The following is a 24,381-nucleotide window of genomic DNA, read 5'->3' on the forward strand; positions in this document are numbered from 1 at the left end:
CCCGGAAGCGGCAATCACAGGTACGGGCCGGGATCCTCCAGGTGTTTCCCAGGTAGGATGAGGCCCGTGCCTGTCACGTCGAGGACTGTTTCCGACGTACCGATGTGACGGCACAGACTTGATCGACCTTGATCGACCAACTCTGCCTGACGCAGAGCTGGCGCGACCGTATGGCGGCCGTGGCGTCCCCTTCAGTGGACCCTGGGTATCTACCGCAGTTCCGCGCAAGAGGACAGCTCTCGGCCGCCCCCGCACGTCCGGGGGCGCCACCAGGCGGCAGAAAGGCAAGGACCGTGGTCAACACGGTCGACACCACCGCCGGCGCTCCCGAGGGGACGGCTCCGCGCCGCCCGGGTTACGGGCAGTTGCTGCGTACACCCGGCGCCTGGACGTTCCTGCTTCCCGGCTTCGCCGCGCGACAGCCCTTCGCGATGCTGACGATCGGCATCGTCCTACTCGTCCAGCACACCTCCGGTTCGTACGGCAGCGCGGGCATCGTCGCCGCCGTCACCGGTGTCTCCATGGCGCTCTTCGCGCCGCAGAACGGCAAGCTCGCCGACCGGTTCGGCCAGCGCGCGGTGCTGGTGCCCGGAGTGCTCCTGCACGCGGCCTCCGTCACCGCCCTGACGGTGCTCGCGCTGGCGGGCGCGCCCCTGTGGGCGCTGTTCGTCGCCGCCGTACCGACGGGCGCCTCGGTCCCGCAGGTGGGGCCGATGGTCCGGGCCCGCTGGGCGGCCTTGCTCGGCTCCTCCGAGGAGCGGGCGCGGCTGCTGCCGACGGCCGCCGCCTTCGAGTCCGTCACGGACGAGTTCACCTTCGTCATCGGGCCGGTCCTGGCGACCGCGCTGTGCACCGGTGTGCACCCGGCGGCCGGGCTGATCGCCGAGGGGGTGCTGACCCTGGCGGGCGGGCTGCTGTTCGCCGCGCGGAAGGGCACCCAGCCGAGGCCCGCGGGGCGGCGTGCGGGCGGCTCGAAGCGTACGAGCGGATCCGGTACCTCTACCGAGGCGCGCGCCTCGGCGCTGTCCGTACCCGGCGTACGCGTCCTGGCCGTGGTCTTCCTCGGCATCGGCTCGGTCTTCGGCGGGATGCAGGTCTCGCTCACGGCCTTCGCCGAGGAGATCGGCAACCCCGGCGCGAACGGCCTTCTGTACGGAGTCTTCGCCGCCGGCAACATGCTCGCCGGTATCGCGTGCGGTGCCGTCGCCTGGAAGATCGGGCCCCGCCGCCGGCTCATCGCCGGGTACGCGGGCCTGACACTGGCCGCCTCAGGGCTGTGGGCCGTGCACTCGGTACCCGCGCTCGCCGCACTCGGCCTGCTGGTCGGGCTCTGCATCGCGCCCGCGCTGATCAGCGGCTACACGCTGATCGAGCCGCTGGTCCCCGCCGGGGCCCGTACGGAGGCCTTCACGTGGCTGACGGGCTCGGTCGCGCTGGGCCAGGCGGGCGCGGTCACGGCCGCCGGGCAACTGGCGGACGCGCACGGCGCGAGCGCCGGGTTCGTGGTGCCCCTGGTGGGCACCGCGCTGGCCCTTGTCACGCTCGTCGCCCAGCGCTCGCGGCTCACGCCGAAGGCGCCGGGCCGCGTCGCCGCGCGTGGAATGGGTCACCGCGTGCCGGTGGCAGTGGACTGATCCAGCGGAATGCGTCAGTATGGAGCGTCGTTAGCACTCATTGAGTGAGAGTGCCAGGAGGAACAAGTGCCGACCTATCAGTACCAGTGCACCGAATGTGGCGAGGGCCTTGAGGCGGTGCAGAAATTCACCGACGATTCCCTCACCGTGTGCCCCGCGTGCGAAGGACGCCTGAAGAAGGTGTTCTCCGCGGTCGGCATCGTCTTCAAGGGCTCCGGTTTCTACCGGAACGACAGCCGCGGCTCGTCGTCGAGCAGCACGCCGGCCAAGGCGGGCGCGTCGAACGGCTCGGGTGAGTCGAGCGGTTCGAGCGACAAGTCGTCGGGTTCGTCGTCGTCGGACTCCAAGTCCGCGTCCACGTCCTCGACCGGGTCTTCGTCGTCCTCGTCCGGTTCGGGATCGTCCGGTTCGGGTTCCTCCGGCTCGAAGTCGAGCGCTTCGACCGGCAGCTCCAGCGGCTCCTCCGCCGCCTGATCGTCCGAATCCTTCTCCGGGACCCCGCCGTCCGGTACGGCGGGGTCCTCGGCGTACCCGCGCTCCCCCGCCCCGCCCACCCACGCGTGCCCTCCCGCGGGCCCCGCTAGGGTGATCGTCATGGCGACCAAGGCGAACGCAGAGGGCTCGGAGACCGCGGAGATCGGCGTCATCGGCGGCTCGGGTCTGTACTCATTCCTCGACGACGTGACCGAGGTCACCGTCGACACCCCCTACGGGGCGCCCAGCGACTCGCTGTTCATCGGCGATGTCGAGGGCAGGCGCGTCGCGTTCCTGCCCCGCCACGGGCGCGCGCACGACATCGCGCCGCACCGCATCAACTACCGCGCCAATCTGTGGGCGCTGCGGTCCGTCGGCGTACGGCAGGTGCTCGGCCCGTGCGCCGTGGGCGGACTGCGGGAGGAGTTCGGCCCGGGGACGCTGCTCGTGCCGGACCAGTTGGTGGACCGTACGAAGGCGCGCACCCAGACGTACTACGACGGGGTGCCGCTGCCCGGTGGCGGCGCTTCCAAGGTCGTCCACATCTCGCTGGCCGATCCCTACTGCCCCGAAGGGCGCCAGGCGGCGCTCGCCGCGGCGCGCGGCCGCGAGTGGGAGCCGGTGGACGGCGGGACGCTGGTCGTTGTCGAGGGACCGCGCTTCTCGACCCGCGCCGAATCACGGTGGCACGCGTCGATGGGCTGGTCGGTGGTCGGTATGACGGGTCACCCCGAGGCCGTGCTCGCCCGTGAACTGGGGCTCTGCTACACGTCGTTGACGCTCGTGACCGATCTGGACGCCGGGGCCGAGACGGGTGAGGGCGTCTCGCACGAGGAAGTGCTGAAGGTCTTCGCCTCCAATGTCGACCGGCTGCGCACGGTGCTGTTCGACACCGTGGGCGGATTGCAGGCGGGCGAGACTCGGGACTGCCTCTGCTCGCACGCGCTGGACGGCATCGACACGGGGCTTGAACTGCCGTAAACGCCTGGGACGGACCTCGTTCGGGTGAGCGAGATATTCACATCCGGGTAGTTGTCCACAGGCCTCGGCGGGATTCCGGCGGGACGTGGATCGTGAGGGGCGGTCAGCGAGAACTCCTCACGCCAGGTGGTGGTTGCCATGTCCCGTTCCCCTTCGCCCTCCCACGCCCCCTCCCGCTCCCTCTCCACCCGTCCCTCGGACCCGCCGCACTTCCCGCCCGTGCCGGTGCCCGCGTCCGTGGCCGCCGCGCCCGCGCCGTGCGGGGTGCCGGCGTTCGATCCGCTGCGGGTGCGCGGGGGCGGGCACCGGCTGCGCAGGGCCCTGCTCCGGCGGCGCCGGGCGATGGCGGCGGGGCTGGCGGTGACGGCCGCCGCGTTGGCGGCGTCGGGCGCGGGCGGCCCGGGTGTCGCGGCCGGGGCCGAGGAGCGCGCCGCGTCCCGCGCGGCGGCGCGTGGGGGTGGTGGTGCGCCGGGCGCGGGCGCTGCCGCCCAACCGGGCGCGGCCAAGCCCCGGTTGGTGACGGCTCCGGTGCGGATCGCGGATGTGGCGACGGTCCGGCTACTGCGACCGGGCGACCGGGTCGATGTGATCGCCGCCGCCCACTCCCCCGTGGGCGAGGAGTCGGACGCCCGGGTGATCGCGACGGGCGCGCTGGTGGACTCCGTCCCACGGGCTCTGGAGAGCGCGACCGACGGTGGGGCGCTGGTCCTGCTGAGCGTCGCGCGTGATGTCGCGGCGGAGTTGGCGGGCGCGAGCACGAACTCCCGGCTGGCGGTGACGCTGTGCTGAGCCGCCCGGCGCCGGCCTCCGCTTTTCGTCGTCGTACTGATGAGCACACTGGTCACACGAAAGCATGGGCGGATTGGACAGCTGGGGCACGAGTTGCCCAAGGTGTCAGGGCGATCGGCTGTCCCCGTCGCTGTCCCCACGGCAGATACGAAGAAGGGCTCACTGGTGAGCAAGGAGAAGGAGAGCGTGCTGGAGGGCTTCAAGGCCTTCCTGACGCGTGGCAACGTGATCGACCTCGCGGTCGCGGTGGTCATCGGCGCCGCGTTCACCAACGTGGTGAACTCCCTGGTGCAAGGCGTCATCAATCCGGTCGTCGGCGCGTTCGGCACCAAGAACCTGGACCGCTACACCTCGTGTCTGCGGTCCCCCTGCGAGACGAACGCGGCGGGCGAGGTGGTGTCGGGAATCCCGATCATGTGGGGGACGGTGCTGAGCTCGACCCTCAGCTTCCTGATCACCGCCGCCGTCGTGTACTTCCTGATGGTCCTGCCGATGGCCAAGTACCTGGCCAGGCGCGCCCGGCAGCAGGCCGCCAAGGAGCGGGTGGAGGAAGTGCTGGAGTTGACCGAGCTGGAGGTCCTGAAGGAGATCAGGGACGCCCTGGTGGCTCATCAGCGGGGGCCGGGGCCGAGCGCGCCCTAGCGTCGGCCGGGGCTCGGGGCACTCAGATGTGGTGGGGCGGCTTCTCGTCCAGGAAGCGGGCCAGGTCCGCGGCGCTGTCGCCGCTCGTGCCCTGCCGGTCGCCCCAGCCGGTGTCCGTGTCGTCCGCGGACTGGCGGTCCAGCGGGTCGTCGAAGACGAGTGGCGGCTTGGGCGGGCCCGGCTTCGGAGGTGACGGCTTCGGCGGGGCCGGCCGGGGCGGCTCCGTGGCGGCGTCACCGGGTCCGGGAGTGCGTGCGGTGCTCATGTGTCCAGGGTACGGCGGTGGGCGCGGCGGACGGGGGGATCCGCCGTCGACGGGTCTGACCTCGTGGTACGCATGGGGCTCATGGCAATCAATGACGCACTGACGGATGTGGCGGGGATCCGGGTCGGCCACGCGCGGGTGGCCGGGGACCGGGCGCTCAGCGGTACGACGGTCGTCCTCGCGCCCGAGGGCGGGGCGGTCGCCGCCGTGGACGTACGGGGCGGTGGGCCCGGCACCCGGGAGACCGATGCGCTGGATCCGCGCAATCTGGTCCAGCGGGTGGAGGCCCTCGTGCTGACCGGGGGCAGCGCGTTCGGGCTCGACTCCGCGGCCGGGGTGATGGCGTGGCTGGAGGAGCACGGGCGGGGTGTGCGGGTCGGGCCGGATCCGTCCCAGGTGGTGCCGGTCGTCCCGGCCGCCTGCGTCTTCGACCTGGGGCGCGGTGGCGACTGGCGGGCCCGCCCGGACGCCGCCACCGGCCGCGCGGCGGTGGAGGCGGCGGCCCGTACGGAATCGGGGGCGCCGGTCGCCGAGGGGGCGTTCGGGGCCGGGACCGGGGCCGTGGTGGGGCAGCTGAAGGGCGGGGTCGGTACGGCGAGCGCGCGGCTGCCGTCCGGGACCACCGTCGCGGCGCTGGTCGTCGCCAACGCGGCGGGCTCCGCGGTCGATCCGCTGACGGGCGTACTGTACGGGCGGTACTTCCTGGGCCGTCCCGGCTTTCCGCCGGCCGCTGTGCACGAGGCGGCCCTCGCGCGTCTTGCCGGGATCCGCGAGCGCGACGGGCGGCCTCCGCTGAACACCACGCTCGCCGTCGTGGCGACCGACGCCGACCTCTCCAAGGCCCAGGCGCAGAAGCTCGCGGGGACGGCGCACGACGGCATCGCGCGCGCCGTCCGTCCTGTACATCTGCTCAACGACGGCGACACCGTCTTCACGCTCGCCACGGGGGAACGCCCGCTCGAAGCCGGGGATCCGCTGGCGCTCAACGAGCTGCTCGCGGCTGGCGCCGACGCCGTGACCAGGGCGATCGTGCGGGCGATGGTGGCGGCGGAGGGGGTCGACGGACCGGGCGGCACGTTCCCCGCGTACCGCGACCTGTACGGCACGGACTGACCCGCGGCGCAAGGGAGTTGAGGGGGGCGCGAGGGAACTTCTCGCGCGCCCCCAATCGTTTTACCGAACTTGGGACGCAATGTCAGTCCCAGGGGCTACGTTATGCAATCACCAAGTGACATGTGGCGACGGCCTGGAGACCCACCTTGAACGATCCGTATGAGACAAGCGAGACGCATCTTGAGCGTCTTCTGGGTCGGGCACTCAACTCCTTCGATCTGCCCGACGCCGTGATCGAGCGGCTCGACTCCGCTCTGGCACACGCCAGTTCAATGCGGTCCTCGCACCACAGTGCGGGACTGCATCGCGAGACCTACCGGCATACCTACCTGCTTGCCGACAGCACCGCCCTCACCCTCTGGGAGCTGGTCCACAACACCGGGCGCGACGGCGCCGAACAGCACGAGCTCTACACCGACGAGCACGAGGTGCGCCTCGCCGCCTCCCGGTTACGCCGCCCCGGCGGCGCGGTCGGTACGGGCAAGGCCGCCGTTCCCTCCACCGACCCCCTCGATTCCACCGCCGATTCCGATTCGCTCTTCGAGTCCCGTTTCGAGCCCGGTCTCGGCGGAAGTCTCGATCCCAGCTTCGAGTCCGACCTCGCGGCCGATCTCGAACTGCTCAGCGGACTGCTGACAGCGCCGCTGACACCACTGCCCCGGGTGTACCACCCGGACAACTCCGCCGACCACGCACGCCGGGTGCTGCGCCGCGCGGAGAACACGGACCGGCCGGGCGAGGAGATCGCGGGACCGCTGCGGGCCGCCTTCGCCCACCAGATCACCCAGGTCTTCGGCCGGCACGGTCATGTCGAGGGCAAGGACGCCGGATTCACGCTGTACGAGCACGCGTTCCTGCTGCTCGACGGCACGGAGACCAGCCTGTGGGAGGTCGAGCACACGGCGACGCCGGACGGCCGTCACATGTGTGAGGTGTACGCCGCGCAGAGCGCCGCGCGCGAAGCCATGGAGCTCCGCGCGCGGGTCAGATGAGCGGTTGAGGCGGCTCAGACGGACACCGGCACCTTGGGCGCGGTCCCGGACTCCGCGCCCCGGACGCCGTCCCGGCCGAGGTCCTTGCCGCCGCGCCCGCCCATGCCCTTCAACAGGATGACGAGAGCGGCACTGACCGCCGTACCGGCCAGGATCGCGATCAGGTAGAACACCGGATTGCCGATCAGCGGCAGCACGAAGATCCCGCCGTGCGGGGCGCGCAGGGTGCACTCGAACAGCATCGACAGCGCGCCCGTGACCGCGCCGCCCGCCATGGCCGACGGGATGACCCGAAGCGGGTCGCCCGCGGCGAACGGAATCGCGCCCTCGGTGATGAACGAGCCGCCGAGCACCCACGCGGCCTTGCCGTTCTCGCGCTCGGTGCGGGTGAAGAGGGCTCCGCGCACCACGGTGGCCAGCGCCATCGCGAGCGGCGGGACCATACCCGCCGCCATCACGGCCGCCATCACCTTCAGGCTGCCCTCGTTGGGGTTGGCGAGGCCGCCGACCGCGAAGGCGTAGGCGACCTTGTTGAGCGGCCCGCCCAGGTCGAAGCACATCATCAGGCCGAGGACGACGCCGAGGATGATCGCGTTGGCGCCGGAGAGCCCCGAAAGCCAGTCCGTCAGGGCCTTCTGGAGCTCGGCGATCGGCTTGCCGACCACCAGGAACATCAGGGAACCGACGACGGCGGAGGAGATCAGCGGGATGACGACGACCGGCATGATGCCGCGCAGCGCGGCCGGCACCTTGATCCGCTGGATGGCCATGACCGTGCCGCCGGCGATCAGACCGGCGGCCAGACCGCCGAGGAATCCCGCGTTGATGGTGAGCGCGATGGAGCCGCCGACGAAGCCGGGGACCAGACCGGGGCGGTCGGCCATCCCGTACGCGATGTAGCCCGCGAGGACCGGCACCAGGAAGCTGAACGCCAGGCCACCGATCTGGAAGAGCAGCGCCGCCCAGCTGGTGGAGTCCGTCCACACGAAGTGTTCGGCGACGGAGGGCGCCTTGTCGACGGTGTAGCCGCCGATGGCGAAGCCGAGGGCGATGAGGAGTCCACCGGCCGCGACGAACGGGACCATGTAACTGACGCCGGACATCAGCCACTTGCGGAGTTTGGTGCCGTAGCCCTCGCCGGGGTCGCCGGCCTCGTCGACGGGTGAGCCGGTGGCGGCGGCCGTGGTCTCGCCACGGGCGGCCTTGTCGCGGACCTCGGCGATCAGTTCGGCGGGGCGGTTGATGCCCGCCTTGACGCCGGCGTCGACGGTCGGCTTGCCGGCGAAGCGTTCCTTCTCCCGTACCGGCACGTCGTGCGCGAAGATCACGCCGTCCGCGGCGGCGATGACGGCGGGGTCGATCCGGGTGAACCCGGCGGAGCCCTGCGGTTCGACGACGATCTCGACGCCTTCGCTCTGGCCGGCCTGTTCCAGGGCCTCGGCGGCCACATAGGTGTGCGCGATGCCGGTGGGGCAGGAGGTGACGGCGACGACGCGGAAGACGTCGGGCGCGGGGACCGGTTCCGGTTCGGCCGCCGCCTCCGCCGGGGCGGCGGGTGATGTCTCGCCGCTGATCAGGCTCGCGGTCGCCGCCGGGTCCGTCGCCGCGCGCAGCGCCGCCGTGAAGTCCGGGTCCATCAGGCGACGGGCCAGGGCGGACAGGATCGTCAGATGTGCGTCGTCGGCGCCCGCCGGGGCCGCGATCAGGAAGATCAGGTCGGCCGGGCCGTCCGGCGCCCCGAAGTCGATGCCCCCGGCCGGGCGGCCGAAGGCCAGCGTCGGCTCCGTGACGTGCTCGCTGCGGCAGTGCGGTATGCCGATCCCGCCGTCGAGCCCGGTCGGCATCTGCGCCTCGCGGGCGGCCACATCGGCCAGGAAGCCCTCAAGGTCGGTGACACGGCCCAGAGCCACCATGCGTTCGGCCAGCGAGCGGGCCGCGGCTTCCTTCGTCTCTGCGGCCAGGTCGAGGTCGACCAGGTCCGCGGTGATCATGTCGCTCATCGCGGGCTCCTACGTGGGGAACGGTTCGGGGACGTACGGGGAGAGGTCATGAGGCGGGCTCCGAGAGGGGACGGTCCAGGGGGATGTCCGCGGACACGGTGACCGCCCGCGGGTCGAGGTCCGCGGGCGACGGCATGACGCTGCCCGGCAGTTGGACGGCCGCGGCGCCGTGGGCGACGGCCGAGGCCAGCGCGGCCGGTCCGGTGCCGCCCGCCGCGAGGAAGCCGGCGAGCGAGGCGTCACCGGCGCCGACGTTGCTGCGGACGGCCGCGACGGCGGCCGAGCCGAAGTACGCGCCCGCGTCGGACACCAGGAGCTGCCCGTCGGCGCCGAGGCTGGCGAGTACGGACCTGGCACCGTACGTACGCAGTTCCTCCGCCGCCTTCAGCGCGTCGCCGACGGTGGCCAGTGGGCGGCCGACGGCGGTGGCGAGTTCGTCGGCGTTGGGCTTCACGACGTCCGGGCGTTCCTTGAGCGCGGCCAGCAGCGAGGCGCCGGAGGTGTCGAGCGCGATCCGGGCACCGGCGGCGTGCGCGCGGGCGACCAGTTCGGCGTACCACCGGGGGCCGAGCCCGCGCGGCAGGCTGCCGCAGCAGGCGATCCAGTCGCCTTGGGCTCCCACGGCGTGGTCGCCGAGGGCGGACAGCAGGGACTCCGACTCGGCGGGGGTCAGTTCGGGGCCGGGCGCGTTGATCTTCGTCAGTGTGCCGTCGGGTTCCGCGAGGGCGATGTTGGAGCGGGTCGCGCCGGCGATCGGTACGGGGGCGACGTCGATGCCCTGCTCGGCGAGGAGTTGGGCGACGAGCGCGCCGGGCGCGCCGCCGAGGGGCAGCACGGCGACGGTACGGTGCCCGGCCGCGGCGACCGCCCGTGACACGTTGACGCCCTTGCCGCCGGGGTCCATCCGCTCGACGGTCGCGCGCAGGACCGCGCCGCGGTCGAGGGCGGGAATCTCGTACGTACGGTCGAGGCTCGGGTTCGGGGTGACGCTGAGTATCACGCGGGGCCCCTTCGGGTGGTGGCGGGCCGGGCGGGACTTCCGAGACACGGCCTAGACACCGAGCACCTCGGTGCCGGCCGTCTCGATCGCCGCGCGGGCGGCGGGGGCGAGTGCGGTGTCGGTGATCAGCAGGTCGACATCGGCGAGGGCGCCGAAGCGGGCGAAGTGCTCCTGTGCGTGTTTGGCGGAGTCCGCGAGCAGCACGACGCGGCGGGCCGCGGCGACCAGTGCGCGTTTGACGGCTGCCTCGGCGAGGTCGGGGGTGGTGAGGCCGCCGTCCGGGCAGAAGCCGTTGGTGCCGAGGAACACGACGTCGGCCCGGATCTCGCCGTACGCGCGCAGCGCCCACGCGTCGACGGCGGCGCGCGTACGGTGCCGGACCCGGCCGCCGACGAGGTGCAGGTCGATGCCGGGGTGGTCGGCGAGGCGCGCGGCGACGGGCAGCGCGTGGGTGACGACGGTGAGTCCGCTCTCCAGCGGGAGCGCGGCGGCGAGCCGTGCGACGGTCGAGCCCGCGTCGAGGATCACGCTGCCGGTCCGGGGCAGTTCGGCGAGCGCGGCGTGCGCGATGCGGTCCTTCTCGTCCGCGGCGGTGGACTCGCGCTCGGCGAGGTCGGGCTCGAAGTCGAGGCGGCCGGCGGGGATGGCGCCGCCGTGCACCCTGCGGACGAGGCCGGCGCGGTCGAGGGCCTTGAGGTCGCGCCGTACGGTCTCGGCGGTGACCTGGAACTCCTCGGCGAGCGACAGCACGTCGACGCGGCCTCCCTCACGGGCGAGGCGCAGGATCTCTTGCTGCCGCTCCGGTGCGTACATGTGGGTTTATGTCCGTTCGATGTCCGAGTCTGTGGTTTCGGGGTCACGTTACGGTGGGGTTCCCTGGAAGTAAACACATGTGGGCGTGTGGTCGCGTGACGGGACGCGGTGTCCAAGTTTCGGTTGTCGGGTGCCGGTCGGGGTGCGGGGCCTTTGGAGGGGCATGTCCGGACGGCGTGATTTACGGCGCGTGCCCCGTTCGTTGGACCCGCTGACCCATCGTGTCCACGCGCCACAAATCAGCCTGAGTGTCCGGACACACCCCTCCTGCGACCCCGCCCCCTCCTGCCGCCACGTGGCGCTGTTCACACCCCACCGGCCCGCGGGATGGAAGGGGGACGCTCAGGGGTCGGGTCCGGACACTCGGGCTGATTTGTGGCGCGTGAGAATGCCGGTCCCCCTGAGACCAATGAGCCTTGCACGCGCCGTAAATCACGCCGTCCGGGCATGACCCCGCAGCGGCACCCGGCCACCACCGCGACCACCCCGAGCCCGGCCGGCGATTGAGGCCAGAACGGCCCGCACGGCGCGGACCCGGTCAGGCCGCCGGCACCCGCGCCGCCGCCACCTTCCGCTTCGGCAGCGCGAACATCAGCAGGAAGATCCCCGCCAGCACCGCCACCACCCACCACAGCGCGTTCTGGAACCCGGCCTCGAACGCCGACGCCACCTCCGTGGGCGTCGTCGCCCGGTGGTCGTCGACCACCCCGAAGAAGACCACCGACACCAGCCCGAGACCCAGCGCGTTGCCCATCTGCTGCACCGTGTTGATCAGCCCGGACGCCGAGCCCGAGTGCTCGCGCGGTACGTCCGACAGCACCGCGTCCGTCAGCGGCGCCACGATCAGGCCCATCCCCAGGCCCATGACCACCAGCGGCGGCACCATGTGCCAGGAGCTGATGTCCGCCCCGTAACGCCCGGCCTCCCAGAGGTAGAGCAGGACGCCCGCCGCCATCGTCAGCGCACCGGTCTGCAGGACCTTGCGGCCGAACCGCGGCACCAGCTTCTGTACGGAGAGCGCCGCGGCCGTGGAGACCGCGAGCGAGAACGGCAGACCGGTCAGACCCGCGTGCAGCGGGCTCCAGCCGAGGCCGATCTGCATGTAGAGCGTCCAGACCAGGAAGAAGATGCCCAGGCCGACGCCGAAGGTGAGCTGTACGGCGATGCCCGCGGCGAAGCTCTTGACCTTGAACAGGGACAGCTCCACCAGCGGCGACCCGTCCTTGCGGGTCTTCACCTTCTCGTACGCCACGAACGCCGCGAACACCAGCACGCTGCCCGCCGTGCACAGGTGCCCCCAGAGCGGCCAGCCCAGCTCGCGGCCCCTGGTGAGCGGGTAGATCAGCATCAGCAGCGCCCCGGTCACCAGGACGACGCCGACCACGTCGAGCCGCAGGGCCCTCGGCGCCCTGGACTCGGTGATGAACTTGCGGCCGAGGATCACCCCGGCGACACCGACGGGCAGGTTGATCAGGAAGATCGGGCGCCATTCGAGCCCGAAGAGGTTCCACTGGGTGAGCAGCGCGCCGAGCAGCGGCCCCGATACGGCGCCGAGGCCGACGATCGCGCCGAACATGCCGAAGACCTTGCCGCGTTCGTGCGCCGGGAAGGTGACGTGGATGATCGCGAGCACCTGGGGCACCATCAGCGCGGCCATCGCGCCCTGGAGGAGCCGGGAGGCGACGAGCATCTCGGGGTTCACCGCGAAGCCGCAGAGCGCGGAGGCGAGGGTGAAGCCGGTGATTCCGAGGAGGAAGAGCCGCTTGCGGCCGTAGATGTCGCCGAGTCTGCCGCCAGTGATCAGTCCGGCGGCGAAGGCCAGGGCGTATCCGGCGGTGATCCACTGGATGGCGCCGAAGGTCGCCGACAGGTCCCGCTCGATGCTGGGAATGGCGATGTTGACGATGGTGACGTCGACCAGGTCCATGAAGGCAGCGGTCATGACCACGGCCAGCGCGAGCCAGCGCCGGCGGTCGCCGGGTGCTGAGGTCGTGACGGGGCCGGGGGTGGTGTCCGGTACGGCGACCGGTGCTGTGACTGGAGAACTCATGGGAGAAAGCTATGCAGCATGTAGGCCAGTTCATGTCCTAGACGGCTGGCACCCTGGAGCGCATGACGGACACTCCGGCACGACTCCTGAATCTGCTGTCGCTTCTCCAGACGCCGCGCGAGTGGCCGGGCAGCGAGCTGGCGACGCGTCTCGACGTCAGCCCGCGCACGATCCGCCGCGACATCGACCGGCTGCGCGATCTCGGCTATCCGGTCGAGGCCAGCAGGGGCGCGGTCGGTGGGTACCGGCTGGTGGCGGGTGCGGCCATGCCGCCGCTGCTGCTGGACGACGAGGAGGCCGTGGCCATCGCGGTGGGGCTGCGGGCCGGGGCGGGGCATGCCATCGAGGGCGTCGAGGAGGCGTCCGTACGTGCGTTGGCGAAGCTGGAGCAGGTGCTGCCCTCGCGGCTGCGGCGCCGGGTCTCCACCCTCCAGGCCGCGACGGTGCCGCTGCTGATTCATGGCGACGCGGCGAGTGTCGACCCGCGGACGCTGACGGTCATCGCCTCCGCGATCACCGGTACGGAGCGGCTGCGGTTCAACTACCGGGCGGGCGACGGCGCGCGGACCAAGCGGCAGGTCGAGCCGTACCGGCTGGTGTCGACGGCGCGGCGCTGGTATCTCGTCGCGTACGACCTGGCGCGGGAGGACTGGCGTACGTTCCGGGTCGACCGGGTCGGCGACCCGTTCCCCACCGGGGCACGCTTCACACCGCGTGAGCTGCCGACGGGTGACGCGGCGGAGTTCCTGACCAGCTCGATGCGGGGCGCGCAGCAGCCGTGGGAGGTGGATGTGAGCTTCGACGCGCCCGCGGAGCACGTGGCGTCACGGCTCCCGGCCTCGTTCGGCGTGCCGGAGCCGACCGGTCCCGGCAGTTGCCGGCTACGGACCGAGGCGGGCGATTCACTGGAGTGGCTGGCGCTTCGACTGGCGCTGGTGGACTGCGAGTTCACGGTCCACCGGCCCGCGCGGCTGGTCGAGCACATCGGTGAGCTGGGTGGCCGGCTGACGCGTGCGGCCGGCGGGGACGCGGTGGGCGAGGTGTGAGTACGCGAGGAGTCCCGGCACCGGGGGGTGGATACCGGGACTCCGCTCAAAGGGCACGCCCTGGATCACGCCGCGGCGTCGAAGCCCACGTCGTGCGCCATCTTCTTGAGTTCGAGAAGTGCGTGCTTCTCGATCTGCCTGATCCGCTCCCGGGTCAGGCCGTGCTGCTTGCCCACCTCGGTGAGCGTCCGCTCCCGGCCGTCCTCGATGCCGTAACGCATCTTGATGATGGAGGCCGTGCGGTGGTCGAGCCTGCCGATCAGGTCTTCCAGCTCCTCGCTGCGCAGCAGCGTGAGGACGGACTGCTCGGGCGAGATCGCCGAGGTGTCCTCCAGCAGATCGCCGAACTGGGTGTCCCCGTCGTCGTCCACCGACATGTTCAGACTGACCGGGTCACGGGCCCAGTCCAGGACGTCGGTGACACGCGCGGCGTTGGAGCCGAGCTCGGCGGCGACCTCGGAGGGCTCCGGGTCGCGCCCGTGCTCACGGTTGAACTCGCGCTGCACCCTGCGGATACGGCCGAGCTCCTCCACGAGGTGGACGGGCAGCCTGATCGTGCGTGACTGGTCCGCGATGGACCGGGTGATGGCCTGGCGGATCCACCAGGTCGCGTAGGTGGAGAACTTGAATCCCTTGGCGTAGTCGAACTTCTCGACCGCGCGCACCAGGCCGGCGTTGCCTTCCTGGATGAGGTCGAGCAGGGGCAGTCCACTGCGCGGGTAGCGCCGGGCCACGGCGACGACGAGACGGAGATTCGAGCGTATGAAGACGTCCTTCGCGCGCTCACCGGCGGCGACGAGGGCTTCCAGCTCCTCGTGCTGGGCACCGGCGCCCTCGCTCTCCACCGATCCGTCGAGGATCTGCTGTGCGTACACACCCGCTTCGATGGTCTGGGACAGCTCGACTTCCTTGGCGGCGTCGAGCAGCGGCGTACGCGCGATCTCGTCGAGGTACATGCCGACCAGGTCGCGGTCGGCGATCTCCCCGCCTACGGCGCGAACACTGCTTGCCGCTTTCGAACCGCCGGTGGCGGTGCGACGGGCGACGGCACGGGTTGCCATGCGAGCTCCCTTACTGAGTCGGTCGCGACACCCTCTCGGGTGCCCTGCATCCGTTGGAAACAACGACTGGAATCCGGACAGAATTCCCAAGGCGTGCACTCATTTTTGTGATCATGCAGTACCCTGTCCCGCCACCGAGGAGGGACGCATGGTGCCGAGCTGGACGGAAGTGCAGGTCAGAAGCGGAACCGAGGACGATCTGACGGCGCTCACGGAGATTTACAACCACTACGTCCGCGAGACGCCGATCACCTTCGACACCGCCACCTTCACTCCCGAGCAACGCCGCCCGTGGCTGCGCTCCTACCCCGAAGACGGCCCACACCGCCTCAGGGTTGCTCAGGACGTCCCTTCCGGGCGCGTGCTCGGTTACGCGACCAGCAGCCCCCTCCGGCCGAAGGCGGCGTACTCCACCTCTGTGGAGGTCACGGTGTACTGCGCGGCCGAGGCGGCGGGCCGGGGAGTCGGCACGCTTCTCTACGAGGCGCTGTTCAAGGCCCTGGAGGGCGAGGACGTGCACCGTGCGTACGCGGGCATCGTGCAGGGGGTGTCCGACGCCGAAGGCAGGAGGACGAGCGCGTCGGAGCGGCTGCACGAGCGTTTCGGCTTCCGGCGCATCGGTACGTACGGCGAGGTCGGCCGCAAGTTCGGCAGGTACTGGGATGTCGCCTGGTACGAGAAGAGGCTCTAGCCTCCGTGCGGTGTGCCGCCCAGGAGGCGCTCCACGGCCGCCCGCGCGTTGACGCGGGCCGAGCCGTACGTCACCACCGTGTTGGCCGCCAGCGCGTCCACGGCGTGCGGCCAGCCCGTGAGGACGACGACGGCGTCCGGGCGGCGGGCGACGATCTCGCGCAGCAGCGCGGTCTCCTCCGCGTCCCGGTGCGGCTCCCGCGCGAGGACGACCACGGGGCGCTCGCCCGCACCCTGGAGTGCGGTGTCCGCGCGGACCGCGGTCGGGCCTTCGGCGGGTACGCCGGTGATGATGAGGCCCGGCATGGCCTCGGCGAGCAGCCGGTTCAGATGCGGTGCGCGGCTGCCGGAGGCGTGGTTGACGCGCTGTCGCAGGTCGATCACGTAAGGTGCCGGTCCGAGCGCCACGTTGCCGCGTACCCGCAGAGCGGCGCGGGCCACCGCGAACGGCAGCTCGTCCTCTTTGGGAGGCGGGGGTGTGGCGCGGGCGCTGCCGATCCACTCCGCCAGCTCCCGGGCCCGCCGTCCGGCCTCCGCGAGCCGCCGCGTGGGCAGTTCGCCGGTGGCCACGGCGTCGAGGAGCGCGTCGCGCGCCGTCGTATAGGCGCTCTCGGCGGCCTCCGCGCTGTCCGGGTTGCCCAGGCAGAGCAGGTCGGCGCCGCCGAGGACCGCCTGGACGCAGGCGGGGCCGAAGCCCGGGTCGGCCAGGACGGCGCCCATGTCGAGCGCGTCCGTGACGATGGCGCCGGTGAAGCCCAGCTCCTCTCGGGCCAGCCGGGCGGCCTCGGCGTTCAGTGAGGCCGGGGCGTCGCCGAACGGGCGGGCCGTGATGTGCCCGGTCATCAGACAGCGGCTGCCCGCCTCGATCGCGGCGGCGAACGGCAGCAGGTCGCGCTGTCGGAGCAGGTCGAGGTCGGCGTCCAGCTGCGGCACCCGCAGGTGCGAGTCGACGGCCGTGTCGCCGTGGCCGGGGAAGTGCTTGGCGCAGGCCGCGACACCGGCGGACTGGAGGCCGGTGACGTACGCGGCGGAGTGCCTGGCCACGTGGGCGGCGTCGGCGCCGAAGGACCGGATGCCGATCACCGGGTTGTCCGGGTTCGCGTTGACGTCGACGTCCGGTGCGAGGTTCAGGTCGATGCCCGCCGCGCGCAGGTCGTGGCCGATGGCGCGGGCGATCCGTTCGGTGACGTCGGTGTCGTCGACCTCGCCGAGCGCCCCGTTGCCGGGGTACGAGGAGCCGGTCGCCGCCTCCAGGCGGGTGACGTCGCCGCCCTCCTCGTCGCTCGCGACGATCAGGTCGGCGCGACGGGTGTGCAGGGCGGCCGAGAGCGCGGCTGCGGTCGCGGGGTCGGGCACGTTGTGCGCGAAGTACACGACGCCCGCGAGTCCGTCGTCCACGGCGCCGAGCAGCCACGGGGGCGGCTCGGTGCCGTGGAAACCGGGCAGCAGGACGGAGTTGACCAGGCGCAGCTCTCCGTCCCGGGAGTCCCCGGGGCTCATCCCTTGACCGCCCCGGCCGCCAGCCCGGAGGCCAGCCGCCGCTGCACGATGATGAAGAAGATCAGCACCGGCAGTGTGATGAGGGTGGAGCCGGCCATGACCGGGCCCCAGGACGTGGAGTTCTCGCCGAAGAACTGGAACAGCCCGACGGCGGCGGTGTACTTGGAGCCGTCCTTCATGAAGGTGTACGCGAAGACGAACTCGTTCCAGGCGGTGATGAAGGCGAACACGCTGGTGGCGACGAGGCCCGGCGCGACCAGCGGCAGCAGGACGGACCAGAACATCCGGGGCCACGAGCAGCCGTCCAGATACGCGGCCTCCTCGACCTCCTTGGGCACGGTCGCGACGAAGCCGCGCAGCGTCCAGATCGCGAACGGCAGCGACAGCGCGATGTAGACGACGGTCAGCCCGATGAGGCTGTTCAGCAGCTCGTAGTCCCGCATCTGTAGGAAGAGGGGGATGACGAGCGCCTCCAGCGGGACCATCTGCACGATCAGCACCATGATCAGCACCGAGGTGCGGAACCGGAAGCGGAAGCGCGCGACGGCCACGGCGGCGAACAGCGCCAGCAGCCCGGACACCAGGATCGTGCCGAGTCCCACGATCAGCGAGTTGGTCAGGAACTGGCCGAAGTTGCCGCGGTCGAAGATGTAGCTGAAGTGCTCGCCGCTGATCCCGCTCGGCAGGACGTCGGCGCCGCGCGTGATGGCGTTCGGGTCGAGCGCGGTGCTCACCATCCAGTACACCGGGAAAAGTGTGAAGACCAGCAGCGCGAACACCGCGACAGCGAGCCCGATCCGCCCGGCGGTCGTCGTGCGGGTCACAGCTCGTCACTCTCCTTGAAGAGGGTTCGGATGTAGACGATGGTGATCAGCAGCAGGAGCAGCGTCAGGAGTACGGCGGTGGCCGCGCCCGCGCCGTAGTCGTTCAGGGCGAACGCCTGCTGGTAGGACCACACGCCCAGGTTGAGGACCTCTTCGTTGCTGCCCGCGCCGCCCGGCATCAGGTAGATCTGGGTGAAGACCTTGAAGTCCCAGATGGTCGACAGGATGGTGACGACGAGGAAGATCGGCTTGATGGTGGGCACGGTGATCTTCCAGAACCGCTGCCAGGCGTTCGCGCCGTCGATCATCCCCGCCTCGTACAGCTCCTTGGGGATGGTCAGCAGCCCCGCGAGCACGGTGATGGCGACGAACGGGAAGCCGTGGTGCACCACGTTGAGGGTGGCGATGGCGTAGAAGGACAGCCGCTCGGTGAACCAGTTCGTGGTCTCGGGGTCGATCAGTCCGAGCGAGCCGGCGAGCTGGCTCATCATTCCGTCGCCCGCCGAGAACAGCCAGACCCAGACGTAGGTGCCGGTGACGGCGGGCATCGCCCAGGCCGCCATGATCGCGGTGGAGCAGATGACCCGCCAGGTGGTGCCGAGCCGCTGGAGCAGCAGGGCGGCGAGGGTGCCGAGCGCGACGGTCAGCGCCACGCAGGCGACCGCGAAGAACACGGTGTTGGGCAGGACCGTGCGCCACAGGGCGCCGTCGGTGAGCAGGTCCTTGTAGTGGTCGAAGCCGGTGTAGGTGCCGACTCCGCCGCCGAACTTCACCTCGTAGTCCTGGACGGACAGGATGCCGACCTTGATCAGCGGCCACAGGAGCAGCCCGGCCAGCACCACGAGGGAGGGCAGGAGCAGCAGCCAGGGGCGGGTGGTGCGGCCGAGCTGCTTGCGGCGCAGCGTCGGGCTCGGGCGCGGCCCGCGTGGCCGCGACGACTTCACAGGGGAGGTCGCCGCGGCCACGTCGTCGTGCGCCGGGTCTTCGATGACCGACTCAGGAGGCAAAGATCTTGTCCATCTCCTCGGCGGCCTGGTCCGCGGCCTCCTGCACGGTCTGCTTGTCCGTCAGGATCGACTGGATCATCTTCGTGACGACCTGGGTGGCCTGGATCTGGCCGTACGCGGGCGTCTTGGGCACGGTGGCGCCGGCCTCGGTCATCTGCTTGGCGAACGGCGCGACGAGCGGGTCGTTCTTCGCCTGGACCTCCTTGAGGAGGGAGTTCTGTCCGGGGAAGTAGTTCGTCTGCTCGGCCCACTTGGTGGCGAACTCACCGGTGGTGACCAGCTTGACGTACTCCCAGGCCAGGTCCTGGTTCTCGCCCTTGAAGGTGGAGAGGTAGGAGCCTCCCAAGAAGGACTTGCTCATCCCGCCGGTCTCACCCGGGATGGGCGCCGCGGCGAGCTTGCCCTCGAGGTCGGGGGCGGCCTGGACGAACGCCTTGGGCGTCCAGTTGCCGGAGAGGGACATCGCGATCTTCCCCTTCTGGAAGTCGGTCGCCACCTCCTTCTCGGTCCAGGTGGTGACCTTCGCCGGGGACAGCTTGTCCTTCTTCGCGAGGTCGGTGTAGTACGTGATGCCCTTGACCGACTCCGGGGAGTTGATGCCGGACTTCCACTTGCCGCCCTCGTCGACGGCCAGTTCGCCGCCGGCGCCCCAGACGAACGGGGTCGCGAACATCTCCGCGCCGCCCGCGACCGGGAAGGAGATCATGCCCGGCTCCTTCTCCTTCAGGACCAGCGCGGTGTCGCGCAGTTCCTTCCAGGTGGTCGGGGCCTTGAGGTTGTGCTTCTCGAAGACGTCCTTGCGGTAGAGGAGACCGCGGACGCCGGCGTACCAGGGCATGCCGTACTGCTTGCCGTCCAGCGTGCCCGCGTCGGCCAGGCCCTCGACGAGGTCGTCGCCCAGCCCGGAGTCCTTCACCTTGTCGGTCACGTCAACGAGTCCGCCGGTCTCGGCGAACTGCGGGATCCAGGTGGTGCCGACCTCGGCGACGTCGGGGACCTGGCTCGGTCCGCCCTCGATCGCGGTGGTGAACTTCTTCTGCGCGGTGGCCCACTGCTGGTACTCGACCTTGACCGTGGCGCCCGTCTTCTTCTTGAAGGCCGCGGCGACCTCGTTGAAGAAGGGCTTGGGGTCCGGGTTGGTCCCCTCCATGATCCATACGGTCAGGGTCTTGCCCTTGCCCGACGTTTCGCCGCCGTCGCCGCCCGAGTCCCCACTGCCGCAGGCAGAGAGTCCGAGCGCCATGGTGACGACAAAGGCCCCGATGACATGTTTCCGCATGGCCGCTCCCTAACAGGATGTCTAGACCACAGGAACGTACGGAGCCCCGATTGCCCGGTCAAGTGCCATTGGCCAGGGGATGTCGAACCGTTGCCTATCTGAACCCGTCTGCCATTGGGCCGACCACTGGCGGAGTATCGGGGTGGGTCAGCCGAACTGCAGCGACCGTTTGGCCAGTCCCATCCAGAAGCCGTCGATGACGTTCCGTACGGTGTCCAGCTCCTCCTCGGCGGCGCCGAGCGTCACGAACAGGGGCGCGAAGTGCTCGGTGCGCGGGTGGGCGAGCTGCCCGGCGGGGGACTTGCGCGTGAAGTCGAGCAGGGCGTCGACGTCCCGCGCGAGCAGCGCCTCGCGGCCCCAGGCGTCGAACTCGGCCGACCAGCCCGGCACTCCGGGGCCCGCATGGCGCAGCGCGGCCAGGTTGTGCGTGAAGAAGCCGCTGCCGACGACGAGGACGCCCTCGTCGCGCAGCGGGGCGAGCTTGCGGCCGATCGCGAGGAGTTCGTTCGGGTCGAGCGTCGGCATGGAGATCTGGAGTACGGGGATGTCGGCGCCGGGGAACATCTCGACCAGCGGGACATAGGCGCCGTGGTCCAGCCCACGGTCGGGGACGCGCTGTACGGGGGTGCCGGGGCCGCGGAGCAGTTTCTCGACGGAGTCGGCGAGGTCCGGGGCACCGGGGGCGGCGTACCGGACCCGGTAGTAGTGCTCGGGGAAGCCCCAGAAGTCGTAGACCAGCGGCAGGGTCTCGGTGGCGCCGAGGGCGAGGGGGGCTTCCTCCCAGTGGGCTGAGACCATCAGGATCGCTCTGGGCCGCGGCAGTTCGGCGGACCATGCGGCGAGCTGTCCGGGCCACACCGGGTCGTCGGCGAGGGGAGGGGCCCCGTGGGAGAAATAGAGGGCGGGCATGCGCTCCGCTGTGCTGGCCATGGCGTCTCCCTGCCGGATTCCGGTGATCTGCTTGAACTTTAAAACACTTACCCGACTGACTTTACGTCCATCTAGTTCAACTTTCAAGGAGCGCGTAGGGTGGAGAGCATGGGCAGTGAAGACCGGCCACGCTGGCTCAGCGCCGAGGAGCAGGGCGTCTGGCAGGCGTATCTCCAGGCCACCACGCTGCTGGAGGACCATCTCGACCGCCAGTTGCAGCGCGACGCGGGGATGCCGCACATCTACTACGCCCTGCTCGTGCACCTTGCCCGCGCCCCGCACCACCGGCTGCGGATGACCCGGCTCGCCCAGAACGCCAAGATCACCCGGTCCCGGCTCTCGCACGCGATAGCGCGGCTGGAGCGACACGGCTGGGTACGCCGCGAGGACTGTCCCTCCGACAAGCGCGGGCAGAACGCGATTCTCACGGCCGAGGGCGAAGAGGTGCTGCGGCGGTCGGCGCCCGGCCATGTCGCCGCCGTACGGCAGGCGATCTTCGACCGGCTCGGCCCCGAGCAGGTGACCCAGCTCGGGGAGATCATGCGGGTGCTGGCGGAGGGGCTCCAGCCGGACGGTTCGGACGCGGATCTGCCCTGGCGCCGCTGAGGGACAGCGACGCCAGGGCAGTCCTTCGCCGGGCAGTCCTTCGCCGGGGCACCGGAGACCGGTGCCGACGGTCAGTGCATGGCCACCGGGATCTGGACGTCCTCGGCCGAGGCGTCGGCGCCCTCGCCCTCGGCCACCCGGGTGCTCCCCGGACGGCCGGTGTTGATGAAGGTGAAAGCGATACCGGCGGCGATCACCAGGATGCCGACCGCCCACCAGATGGCGCTCGCGTATCCGTGCACCATGGCCTGGAGCTCCAGGAACTTCGGGTTGTTCGCACCCGACGCGTTGGCCGCGACGTACGCGGTCGTGGCGGATGCGGCCACGGTGTTCAGCAGCGCCGTACCGATCGCGCCGCCGACCTGCTGCGAGGTGTTGACCATCGCCGAGGCGACGCCCGCGTCACGCGGCTCGATGCCGTGCGTCGCGAGGGACATGGCCGGCATGAACGCCGTACCCATACCGAGACCGAGCAGCAGCAGCGCCGGCAGGATCAGACCGGGGTACGAGGTGTCGAGCGACAGCCGCGTCAGCAGCAGCATGCCGGTCGCGCCGACCAGGAAGCCGGGGCCCATCAGCAGCCTCGGCGGCACCCGGGTCATCAGCCGGGCGCCGATCTGGGTGGAGCCCGTGATCATGCCGACGATCATCGGCAGGAACGCGAAGCCGGTCTGGACCGGCGAGTAGCCCTTCACGACCTGGAGGTAGTAGGTCAGGAAGAGGAACAGACCGAACATGCCGATGATGGCCAGACCCAGCGAGAGGTAGACACCGCCGCGGTTGCGCTCCATCAGGACGCGCGGGGGCAGCAGCGGGGACTTCACCCGCGCCTCCACCGCGACGAACGCGGCCAGCAGGACGGCCGACGCGACGAACATCCCGATGGTGGTCGGGTCGGACCAGCCCTCGGACTCGGCGCGCGTGAAGCCGTACACCAGCGCCACCAGGCCCAGCGTGGACAGGACGACGCCGGGGATGTCGAGCGGGTTGCGGTTACGGCCGCCCGCGGGCTCCCGGATCACGAAGTAGGCGCCCGCGGCGGCCACGAGCGCGAACGGGATGTTGACGAAGAAGGTCCAGCGCCAGTCCAGGTACTCGGTGAGGAATCCGCCGAGGATCAGACCGACGGCGCCACCGCCACCGGCGATCGCACCGAAGATGCCGAACGCCTTGGCGCGCTCCTTGGGATCGCCGAACGTCACGGCGAGCAGCGAGAGGGCGGCCGGTGCGAGCAGCGCGCCGAACGCGCCCTGGAGGGCGCGCGAGCCGAGCAGCATGGCCTCGCTGGTGGCGGCGCCGCCGATGGCGGACGCGGCGGCGAAGCCGAGCAGGCCGACGGTGAAGGTGCGCTTGCGTCCCCACAGGTCGGCGATGCGTCCGCCGAAGAGCAGCAGACCGCCGAAGGCGAGCGCGTACGCGGTGATGACCCACTGGCGGTTGCCGTCCGATATCCCCAGATCCTGCTGGGCGGAGGGCAGCGCGATGTTCACGATGGTCGCGTCGAGCACGACCATCAGCTGGGCCAGGGCGATGAACACCAGGGCTTTCCAGCGATTGGGATCAGGGACCGAATCGGGGACCCATGGGTCCGGGAGCCGGGTCTCGGCTGTTTTTGACATGGGTGAGTCCGCCTATGCGTACGAAGAGTTCATAACGGACGCGGGGACGCACTGGTCGGCCCTACGCGCTGGTTACGGGTTACTGGTTCGGGAGAATCCGGCCGACGTGGTCGTGATCGTGGTCGTGGTCGTGGTCGCCGGTGGATGTCAGACGCGTGGTCTGCGTGGTGTGAGTGGTGTACGTGGTCGACAGAAGTCCTTGGTCCGGAAGTTCTTGGCCCGGGGGCGCGTCACACGTCGTCATCGACCGTGGCGCAGATCCTCCAGAGTCGCCGCCGCACCCGGCAGCTCGGAGCGCGCGGGCGCCTCCAGGCCGTCGAGGAACAGCTGTAGATGCCGGTGGGTGAAGCGGTCGATGTTCAGGCAACCGGTACCGGGCAGCGGACGGGTGAGCTGGGAGAGCGCGACCATCAGGTCACCGACCGCGACGTCGGTGCGCAGCCTGCCCGCCGCGCGTGCCTTCTCCATGAGGTCTTCCACAGCCGCTTCGAGGCGTTCGCGTTCCGCGTGCAGATGAGGAAGGTCTCCGTTGAAGCTGCCGGAGAGGAGCGGGCACAGGGCGCCGATCCGCTCGTCGGCCGCCGCGTGGACGAAGCGGCTGAGCGCCACGAACGGGTCGCTCTCCTCGGCCGCCATCCGCTCGGCCTGGTCCGCGGTGCGCGCCATGACGGAGTGCACCACGTCCAGGATGAGCGCGGAACGGTCGGGGAAGTGGCGGTAGAGGGTCGCGTTGCCGACGCCGGCACGCCGCGCGATCTCGTCGAGCGGCACGTCGGGACCCGACTCCACGAGGATTTCACGGGCCGCCGCCACGATGCGCTCCCTGTTGCGCAGAGCGTCCGCTCGCGGACGCGGGACGCGGCGCGTTTCGGATTCGGCAGCGGTGGTCACGTCGGGCCCTTCCCTCGGTTCACGCAAGTGGGGAGCGCGTCCCCGTTTTCCTTGACACGGGTGCAAACGGGGAAGGCGTCCCCGGTTATTTCGGCCGGACGTGTGAGCTGGGTCACGGATGGGTGGGCCGTGCTCGGCCTCAACCGCCGGACCGGGCTGCGTGTCCTGTCCTCAA

At 70.9% G+C, this 24,381-nt stretch carries 23 protein-coding genes; 10 read left to right on the plus strand and 13 right to left on the minus strand.

The features are described from left to right. Nucleotides 1-293 precede the first annotated feature (293 nt). The 5 genes from SSPS47_RS13250 to SSPS47_RS13270 all read left to right on the plus strand — a co-directional run bounded on the left by SSPS47_RS13250 (nt 294) and on the right by SSPS47_RS13270 (nt 4,520). Entirely contained in the window at nt 294-1,634 is a 1,341-nt protein-coding gene (locus tag SSPS47_RS13250; RefSeq protein ID WP_239064884.1) for an MFS transporter, read from the plus strand. A gap of 66 nt (nt 1,635-1,700) precedes the next feature. After that, entirely contained in the window at nt 1,701-2,108 is a 408-nt protein-coding gene (locus tag SSPS47_RS13255) for an FmdB family zinc ribbon protein (RefSeq protein ID WP_147877004.1), read from the plus strand. 120 nt (nt 2,109-2,228) lie between these two features. Next, entirely contained in the window at nt 2,229-3,089 is an 861-nt protein-coding gene (locus SSPS47_RS13260; protein ID WP_147877005.1) for an S-methyl-5'-thioadenosine phosphorylase, read from the plus strand. Nucleotides 3,090-3,227: 138 nt separating this feature from the next. Further along, a complete protein-coding gene (locus tag SSPS47_RS13265) occupies nt 3,228-3,878 on the plus strand; it encodes a hypothetical protein (protein WP_164251268.1) in 651 nt (216 codons plus the stop codon). Nucleotides 3,879-4,043: 165 nt separating this feature from the next. Beyond that, complete coding sequence (locus SSPS47_RS13270) at nt 4,044-4,520, plus strand: MscL family protein (protein ID WP_203557835.1); 477 nt, start codon at nt 4,044-4,046, stop codon at nt 4,518-4,520. Nucleotides 4,521-4,542: 22 nt separating this feature from the next. On the opposite strand, the gene SSPS47_RS13275 is transcribed toward SSPS47_RS13270, so the two are convergent. After that, nucleotides 4,543-4,785 carry a hypothetical protein gene (locus SSPS47_RS13275; RefSeq protein WP_164251270.1) on the minus strand — a complete coding sequence of 81 codons (243 nt, stop codon included), beginning with the start codon at nt 4,783-4,785 and terminating at the stop codon, nt 4,543-4,545. Nucleotides 4,786-4,866: 81 nt separating this feature from the next. On the opposite strand from SSPS47_RS13275, the gene SSPS47_RS13280 reads away from it, so the two are divergent. Both SSPS47_RS13280 and SSPS47_RS13285 read left to right on the plus strand, forming a co-directional pair. Then, nucleotides 4,867-5,898, plus strand: a complete 1,032-nt coding sequence (locus tag SSPS47_RS13280; protein WP_164251272.1) for a P1 family peptidase — start codon at nt 4,867-4,869, stop codon at nt 5,896-5,898. A 146-nt stretch (nt 5,899-6,044) separates the two neighbouring features. After that, nucleotides 6,045-6,890 carry a DUF6227 family protein gene (locus tag SSPS47_RS13285; protein WP_164251274.1) on the plus strand — a complete coding sequence of 282 codons (846 nt, stop codon included), beginning with the start codon at nt 6,045-6,047 and terminating at the stop codon, nt 6,888-6,890. Nucleotides 6,891-6,904: 14 nt separating this feature from the next. On the opposite strand, the gene SSPS47_RS13290 is transcribed toward SSPS47_RS13285, so the two are convergent. The 4 genes from SSPS47_RS13290 to SSPS47_RS13305 form a co-directional block, all read right to left on the minus strand. Beyond that, nucleotides 6,905-8,890 (minus strand): fructose-specific PTS transporter subunit EIIC, encoded by a 1,986-nt coding sequence (locus tag SSPS47_RS13290; RefSeq protein ID WP_164251276.1) that lies wholly within the window; start codon nt 8,888-8,890, stop codon nt 6,905-6,907. 46 nt (nt 8,891-8,936) lie between these two features. Continuing rightward, nucleotides 8,937-9,890 (minus strand): 1-phosphofructokinase, encoded by a 954-nt coding sequence (pfkB, locus tag SSPS47_RS13295; protein ID WP_164251278.1) that lies wholly within the window; start codon nt 9,888-9,890, stop codon nt 8,937-8,939. 51 nt (nt 9,891-9,941) lie between these two features. Continuing rightward, nucleotides 9,942-10,703 carry a DeoR/GlpR family DNA-binding transcription regulator gene (locus SSPS47_RS13300; protein ID WP_164251280.1) on the minus strand — a complete coding sequence of 254 codons (762 nt, stop codon included), beginning with the start codon at nt 10,701-10,703 and terminating at the stop codon, nt 9,942-9,944. Nucleotides 10,704-11,241: 538 nt separating this feature from the next. Next, nucleotides 11,242-12,753 carry an MFS transporter gene (locus tag SSPS47_RS13305; RefSeq protein WP_164251282.1) on the minus strand — a complete coding sequence of 504 codons (1,512 nt, stop codon included), beginning with the start codon at nt 12,751-12,753 and terminating at the stop codon, nt 11,242-11,244. A gap of 62 nt (nt 12,754-12,815) precedes the next feature. On the opposite strand from SSPS47_RS13305, the gene SSPS47_RS13310 reads away from it, so the two are divergent. Next, nucleotides 12,816-13,799 carry a YafY family protein gene (locus SSPS47_RS13310; RefSeq protein ID WP_164251284.1) on the plus strand — a complete coding sequence of 328 codons (984 nt, stop codon included), beginning with the start codon at nt 12,816-12,818 and terminating at the stop codon, nt 13,797-13,799. A gap of 65 nt (nt 13,800-13,864) precedes the next feature. Here the strand turns inward: SSPS47_RS13310 and SSPS47_RS13315 are convergent, their stop codons facing one another. Continuing rightward, nucleotides 13,865-14,860 carry a sigma-70 family RNA polymerase sigma factor gene (locus SSPS47_RS13315; protein WP_147877014.1) on the minus strand — a complete coding sequence of 332 codons (996 nt, stop codon included), beginning with the start codon at nt 14,858-14,860 and terminating at the stop codon, nt 13,865-13,867. Nucleotides 14,861-15,008: 148 nt separating this feature from the next. On the opposite strand from SSPS47_RS13315, the gene SSPS47_RS13320 reads away from it, so the two are divergent. Further along, the gene (locus SSPS47_RS13320; protein WP_164251286.1) at nt 15,009-15,551 is read left to right on the plus strand and encodes a GNAT family N-acetyltransferase; all 543 of its coding nucleotides are present in this window, start codon (nt 15,009-15,011) and stop codon (nt 15,549-15,551) included. Here SSPS47_RS13320 and SSPS47_RS13325 read toward each other — a convergent pair. The 5 genes from SSPS47_RS13325 to SSPS47_RS13345 all read right to left on the minus strand — a co-directional run bounded on the left by SSPS47_RS13325 (nt 15,548) and on the right by SSPS47_RS13345 (nt 21,090). Next, entirely contained in the window at nt 15,548-17,050 is a 1,503-nt protein-coding gene (locus SSPS47_RS13325) for a glycoside hydrolase family 3 N-terminal domain-containing protein (protein ID WP_164251288.1), read from the minus strand. The two genes, SSPS47_RS13320 and SSPS47_RS13325, sit on opposite strands and share 4 nt — an antisense overlap. Next, nucleotides 17,047-17,874: a carbohydrate ABC transporter permease gene (locus SSPS47_RS13330; protein ID WP_147877017.1), complete on the minus strand. Its 828-nt coding sequence runs from the start codon at nt 17,872-17,874 to the stop codon at nt 17,047-17,049. Before SSPS47_RS13330 ends, SSPS47_RS13325 begins: the two co-directional genes overlap by 4 nt. Further along, nucleotides 17,871-18,818, minus strand: coding sequence for a sugar ABC transporter permease (locus SSPS47_RS13335; RefSeq protein ID WP_343234923.1), 948 nt, complete (start codon nt 18,816-18,818; stop codon nt 17,871-17,873). Before SSPS47_RS13335 ends, SSPS47_RS13330 begins: the two co-directional genes overlap by 4 nt. Before the next feature lie 52 nt (nt 18,819-18,870). Beyond that, entirely contained in the window at nt 18,871-20,160 is a 1,290-nt protein-coding gene (locus SSPS47_RS13340; RefSeq protein WP_164251290.1) for a sugar ABC transporter substrate-binding protein, read from the minus strand. A gap of 147 nt (nt 20,161-20,307) precedes the next feature. Then, entirely contained in the window at nt 20,308-21,090 is a 783-nt protein-coding gene (locus SSPS47_RS13345) for a class III extradiol ring-cleavage dioxygenase (protein ID WP_164251292.1), read from the minus strand. Nucleotides 21,091-21,198: 108 nt separating this feature from the next. On the opposite strand from SSPS47_RS13345, the gene SSPS47_RS13350 reads away from it, so the two are divergent. Next, nucleotides 21,199-21,696 (plus strand): MarR family transcriptional regulator, encoded by a 498-nt coding sequence (locus SSPS47_RS13350; protein ID WP_164251294.1) that lies wholly within the window; start codon nt 21,199-21,201, stop codon nt 21,694-21,696. A gap of 71 nt (nt 21,697-21,767) precedes the next feature. Here the strand turns inward: SSPS47_RS13350 and SSPS47_RS13355 are convergent, their stop codons facing one another. Both SSPS47_RS13355 and SSPS47_RS13360 read right to left on the minus strand, forming a co-directional pair. Beyond that, on the minus strand, nt 21,768-23,315 hold the full coding sequence (locus SSPS47_RS13355; RefSeq protein WP_164251295.1) for an MFS transporter: 1,548 nt from the start codon (nt 23,313-23,315) through the stop codon (nt 21,768-21,770). Between the two features lie 240 nt (nt 23,316-23,555). Further along, nucleotides 23,556-24,206: a TetR/AcrR family transcriptional regulator gene (locus SSPS47_RS13360; RefSeq protein ID WP_147877022.1), complete on the minus strand. Its 651-nt coding sequence runs from the start codon at nt 24,204-24,206 to the stop codon at nt 23,556-23,558. Between the last annotated feature and the right edge of the window lie 175 nt (nt 24,207-24,381).

Source organism: Streptomyces sp. S4.7, from assembly GCF_010384365.1.
In the GTDB taxonomy this organism is placed as follows: domain Bacteria; phylum Actinomycetota; class Actinomycetes; order Streptomycetales; family Streptomycetaceae; genus Streptomyces.

What these genes read in the sequence shown, in the direction of transcription:
- SSPS47_RS13280 (WP_164251272.1), top strand. Translation starts at nt 4,867, where the DNA reads ATGGCAATCAATGACGCACTGACGGATGTGGCGGGGATCCGGGTCGGC.
- SSPS47_RS13300 (WP_164251280.1), bottom strand. Translation starts at nt 10,703, where the DNA reads ATGTACGCACCGGAGCGGCAGCAAGAGATCCTGCGCCTCGCCCGTGAG.
- SSPS47_RS13325 (WP_164251288.1), bottom strand. Translation starts at nt 17,050, where the DNA reads ATGAGCCCCGGGGACTCCCGGGACGGAGAGCTGCGCCTGGTCAACTCC.
- SSPS47_RS13350 (WP_164251294.1), top strand. Translation starts at nt 21,199, where the DNA reads ATGGGCAGTGAAGACCGGCCACGCTGGCTCAGCGCCGAGGAGCAGGGC.
- SSPS47_RS13260 (WP_147877005.1), top strand. Translation starts at nt 2,229, where the DNA reads ATGGCGACCAAGGCGAACGCAGAGGGCTCGGAGACCGCGGAGATCGGC.
- SSPS47_RS13355 (WP_164251295.1), bottom strand. Translation starts at nt 23,315, where the DNA reads ATGTCAAAAACAGCCGAGACCCGGCTCCCGGACCCATGGGTCCCCGAT.
- SSPS47_RS13315 (WP_147877014.1), bottom strand. Translation starts at nt 14,860, where the DNA reads ATGGCAACCCGTGCCGTCGCCCGTCGCACCGCCACCGGCGGTTCGAAA.
- SSPS47_RS13340 (WP_164251290.1), bottom strand. Translation starts at nt 20,160, where the DNA reads ATGCGGAAACATGTCATCGGGGCCTTTGTCGTCACCATGGCGCTCGGA.
- SSPS47_RS13265 (WP_164251268.1), top strand. Translation starts at nt 3,228, where the DNA reads ATGTCCCGTTCCCCTTCGCCCTCCCACGCCCCCTCCCGCTCCCTCTCC.
- SSPS47_RS13310 (WP_164251284.1), top strand. Translation starts at nt 12,816, where the DNA reads ATGACGGACACTCCGGCACGACTCCTGAATCTGCTGTCGCTTCTCCAG.
- SSPS47_RS13305 (WP_164251282.1), bottom strand. Translation starts at nt 12,753, where the DNA reads ATGAGTTCTCCAGTCACAGCACCGGTCGCCGTACCGGACACCACCCCC.
- SSPS47_RS13290 (WP_164251276.1), bottom strand. Translation starts at nt 8,890, where the DNA reads ATGAGCGACATGATCACCGCGGACCTGGTCGACCTCGACCTGGCCGCA.
- SSPS47_RS13320 (WP_164251286.1), top strand. Translation starts at nt 15,009, where the DNA reads ATGGTGCCGAGCTGGACGGAAGTGCAGGTCAGAAGCGGAACCGAGGAC.
- SSPS47_RS13275 (WP_164251270.1), bottom strand. Translation starts at nt 4,785, where the DNA reads ATGAGCACCGCACGCACTCCCGGACCCGGTGACGCCGCCACGGAGCCG.
- SSPS47_RS13345 (WP_164251292.1), bottom strand. Translation starts at nt 21,090, where the DNA reads ATGGCCAGCACAGCGGAGCGCATGCCCGCCCTCTATTTCTCCCACGGG.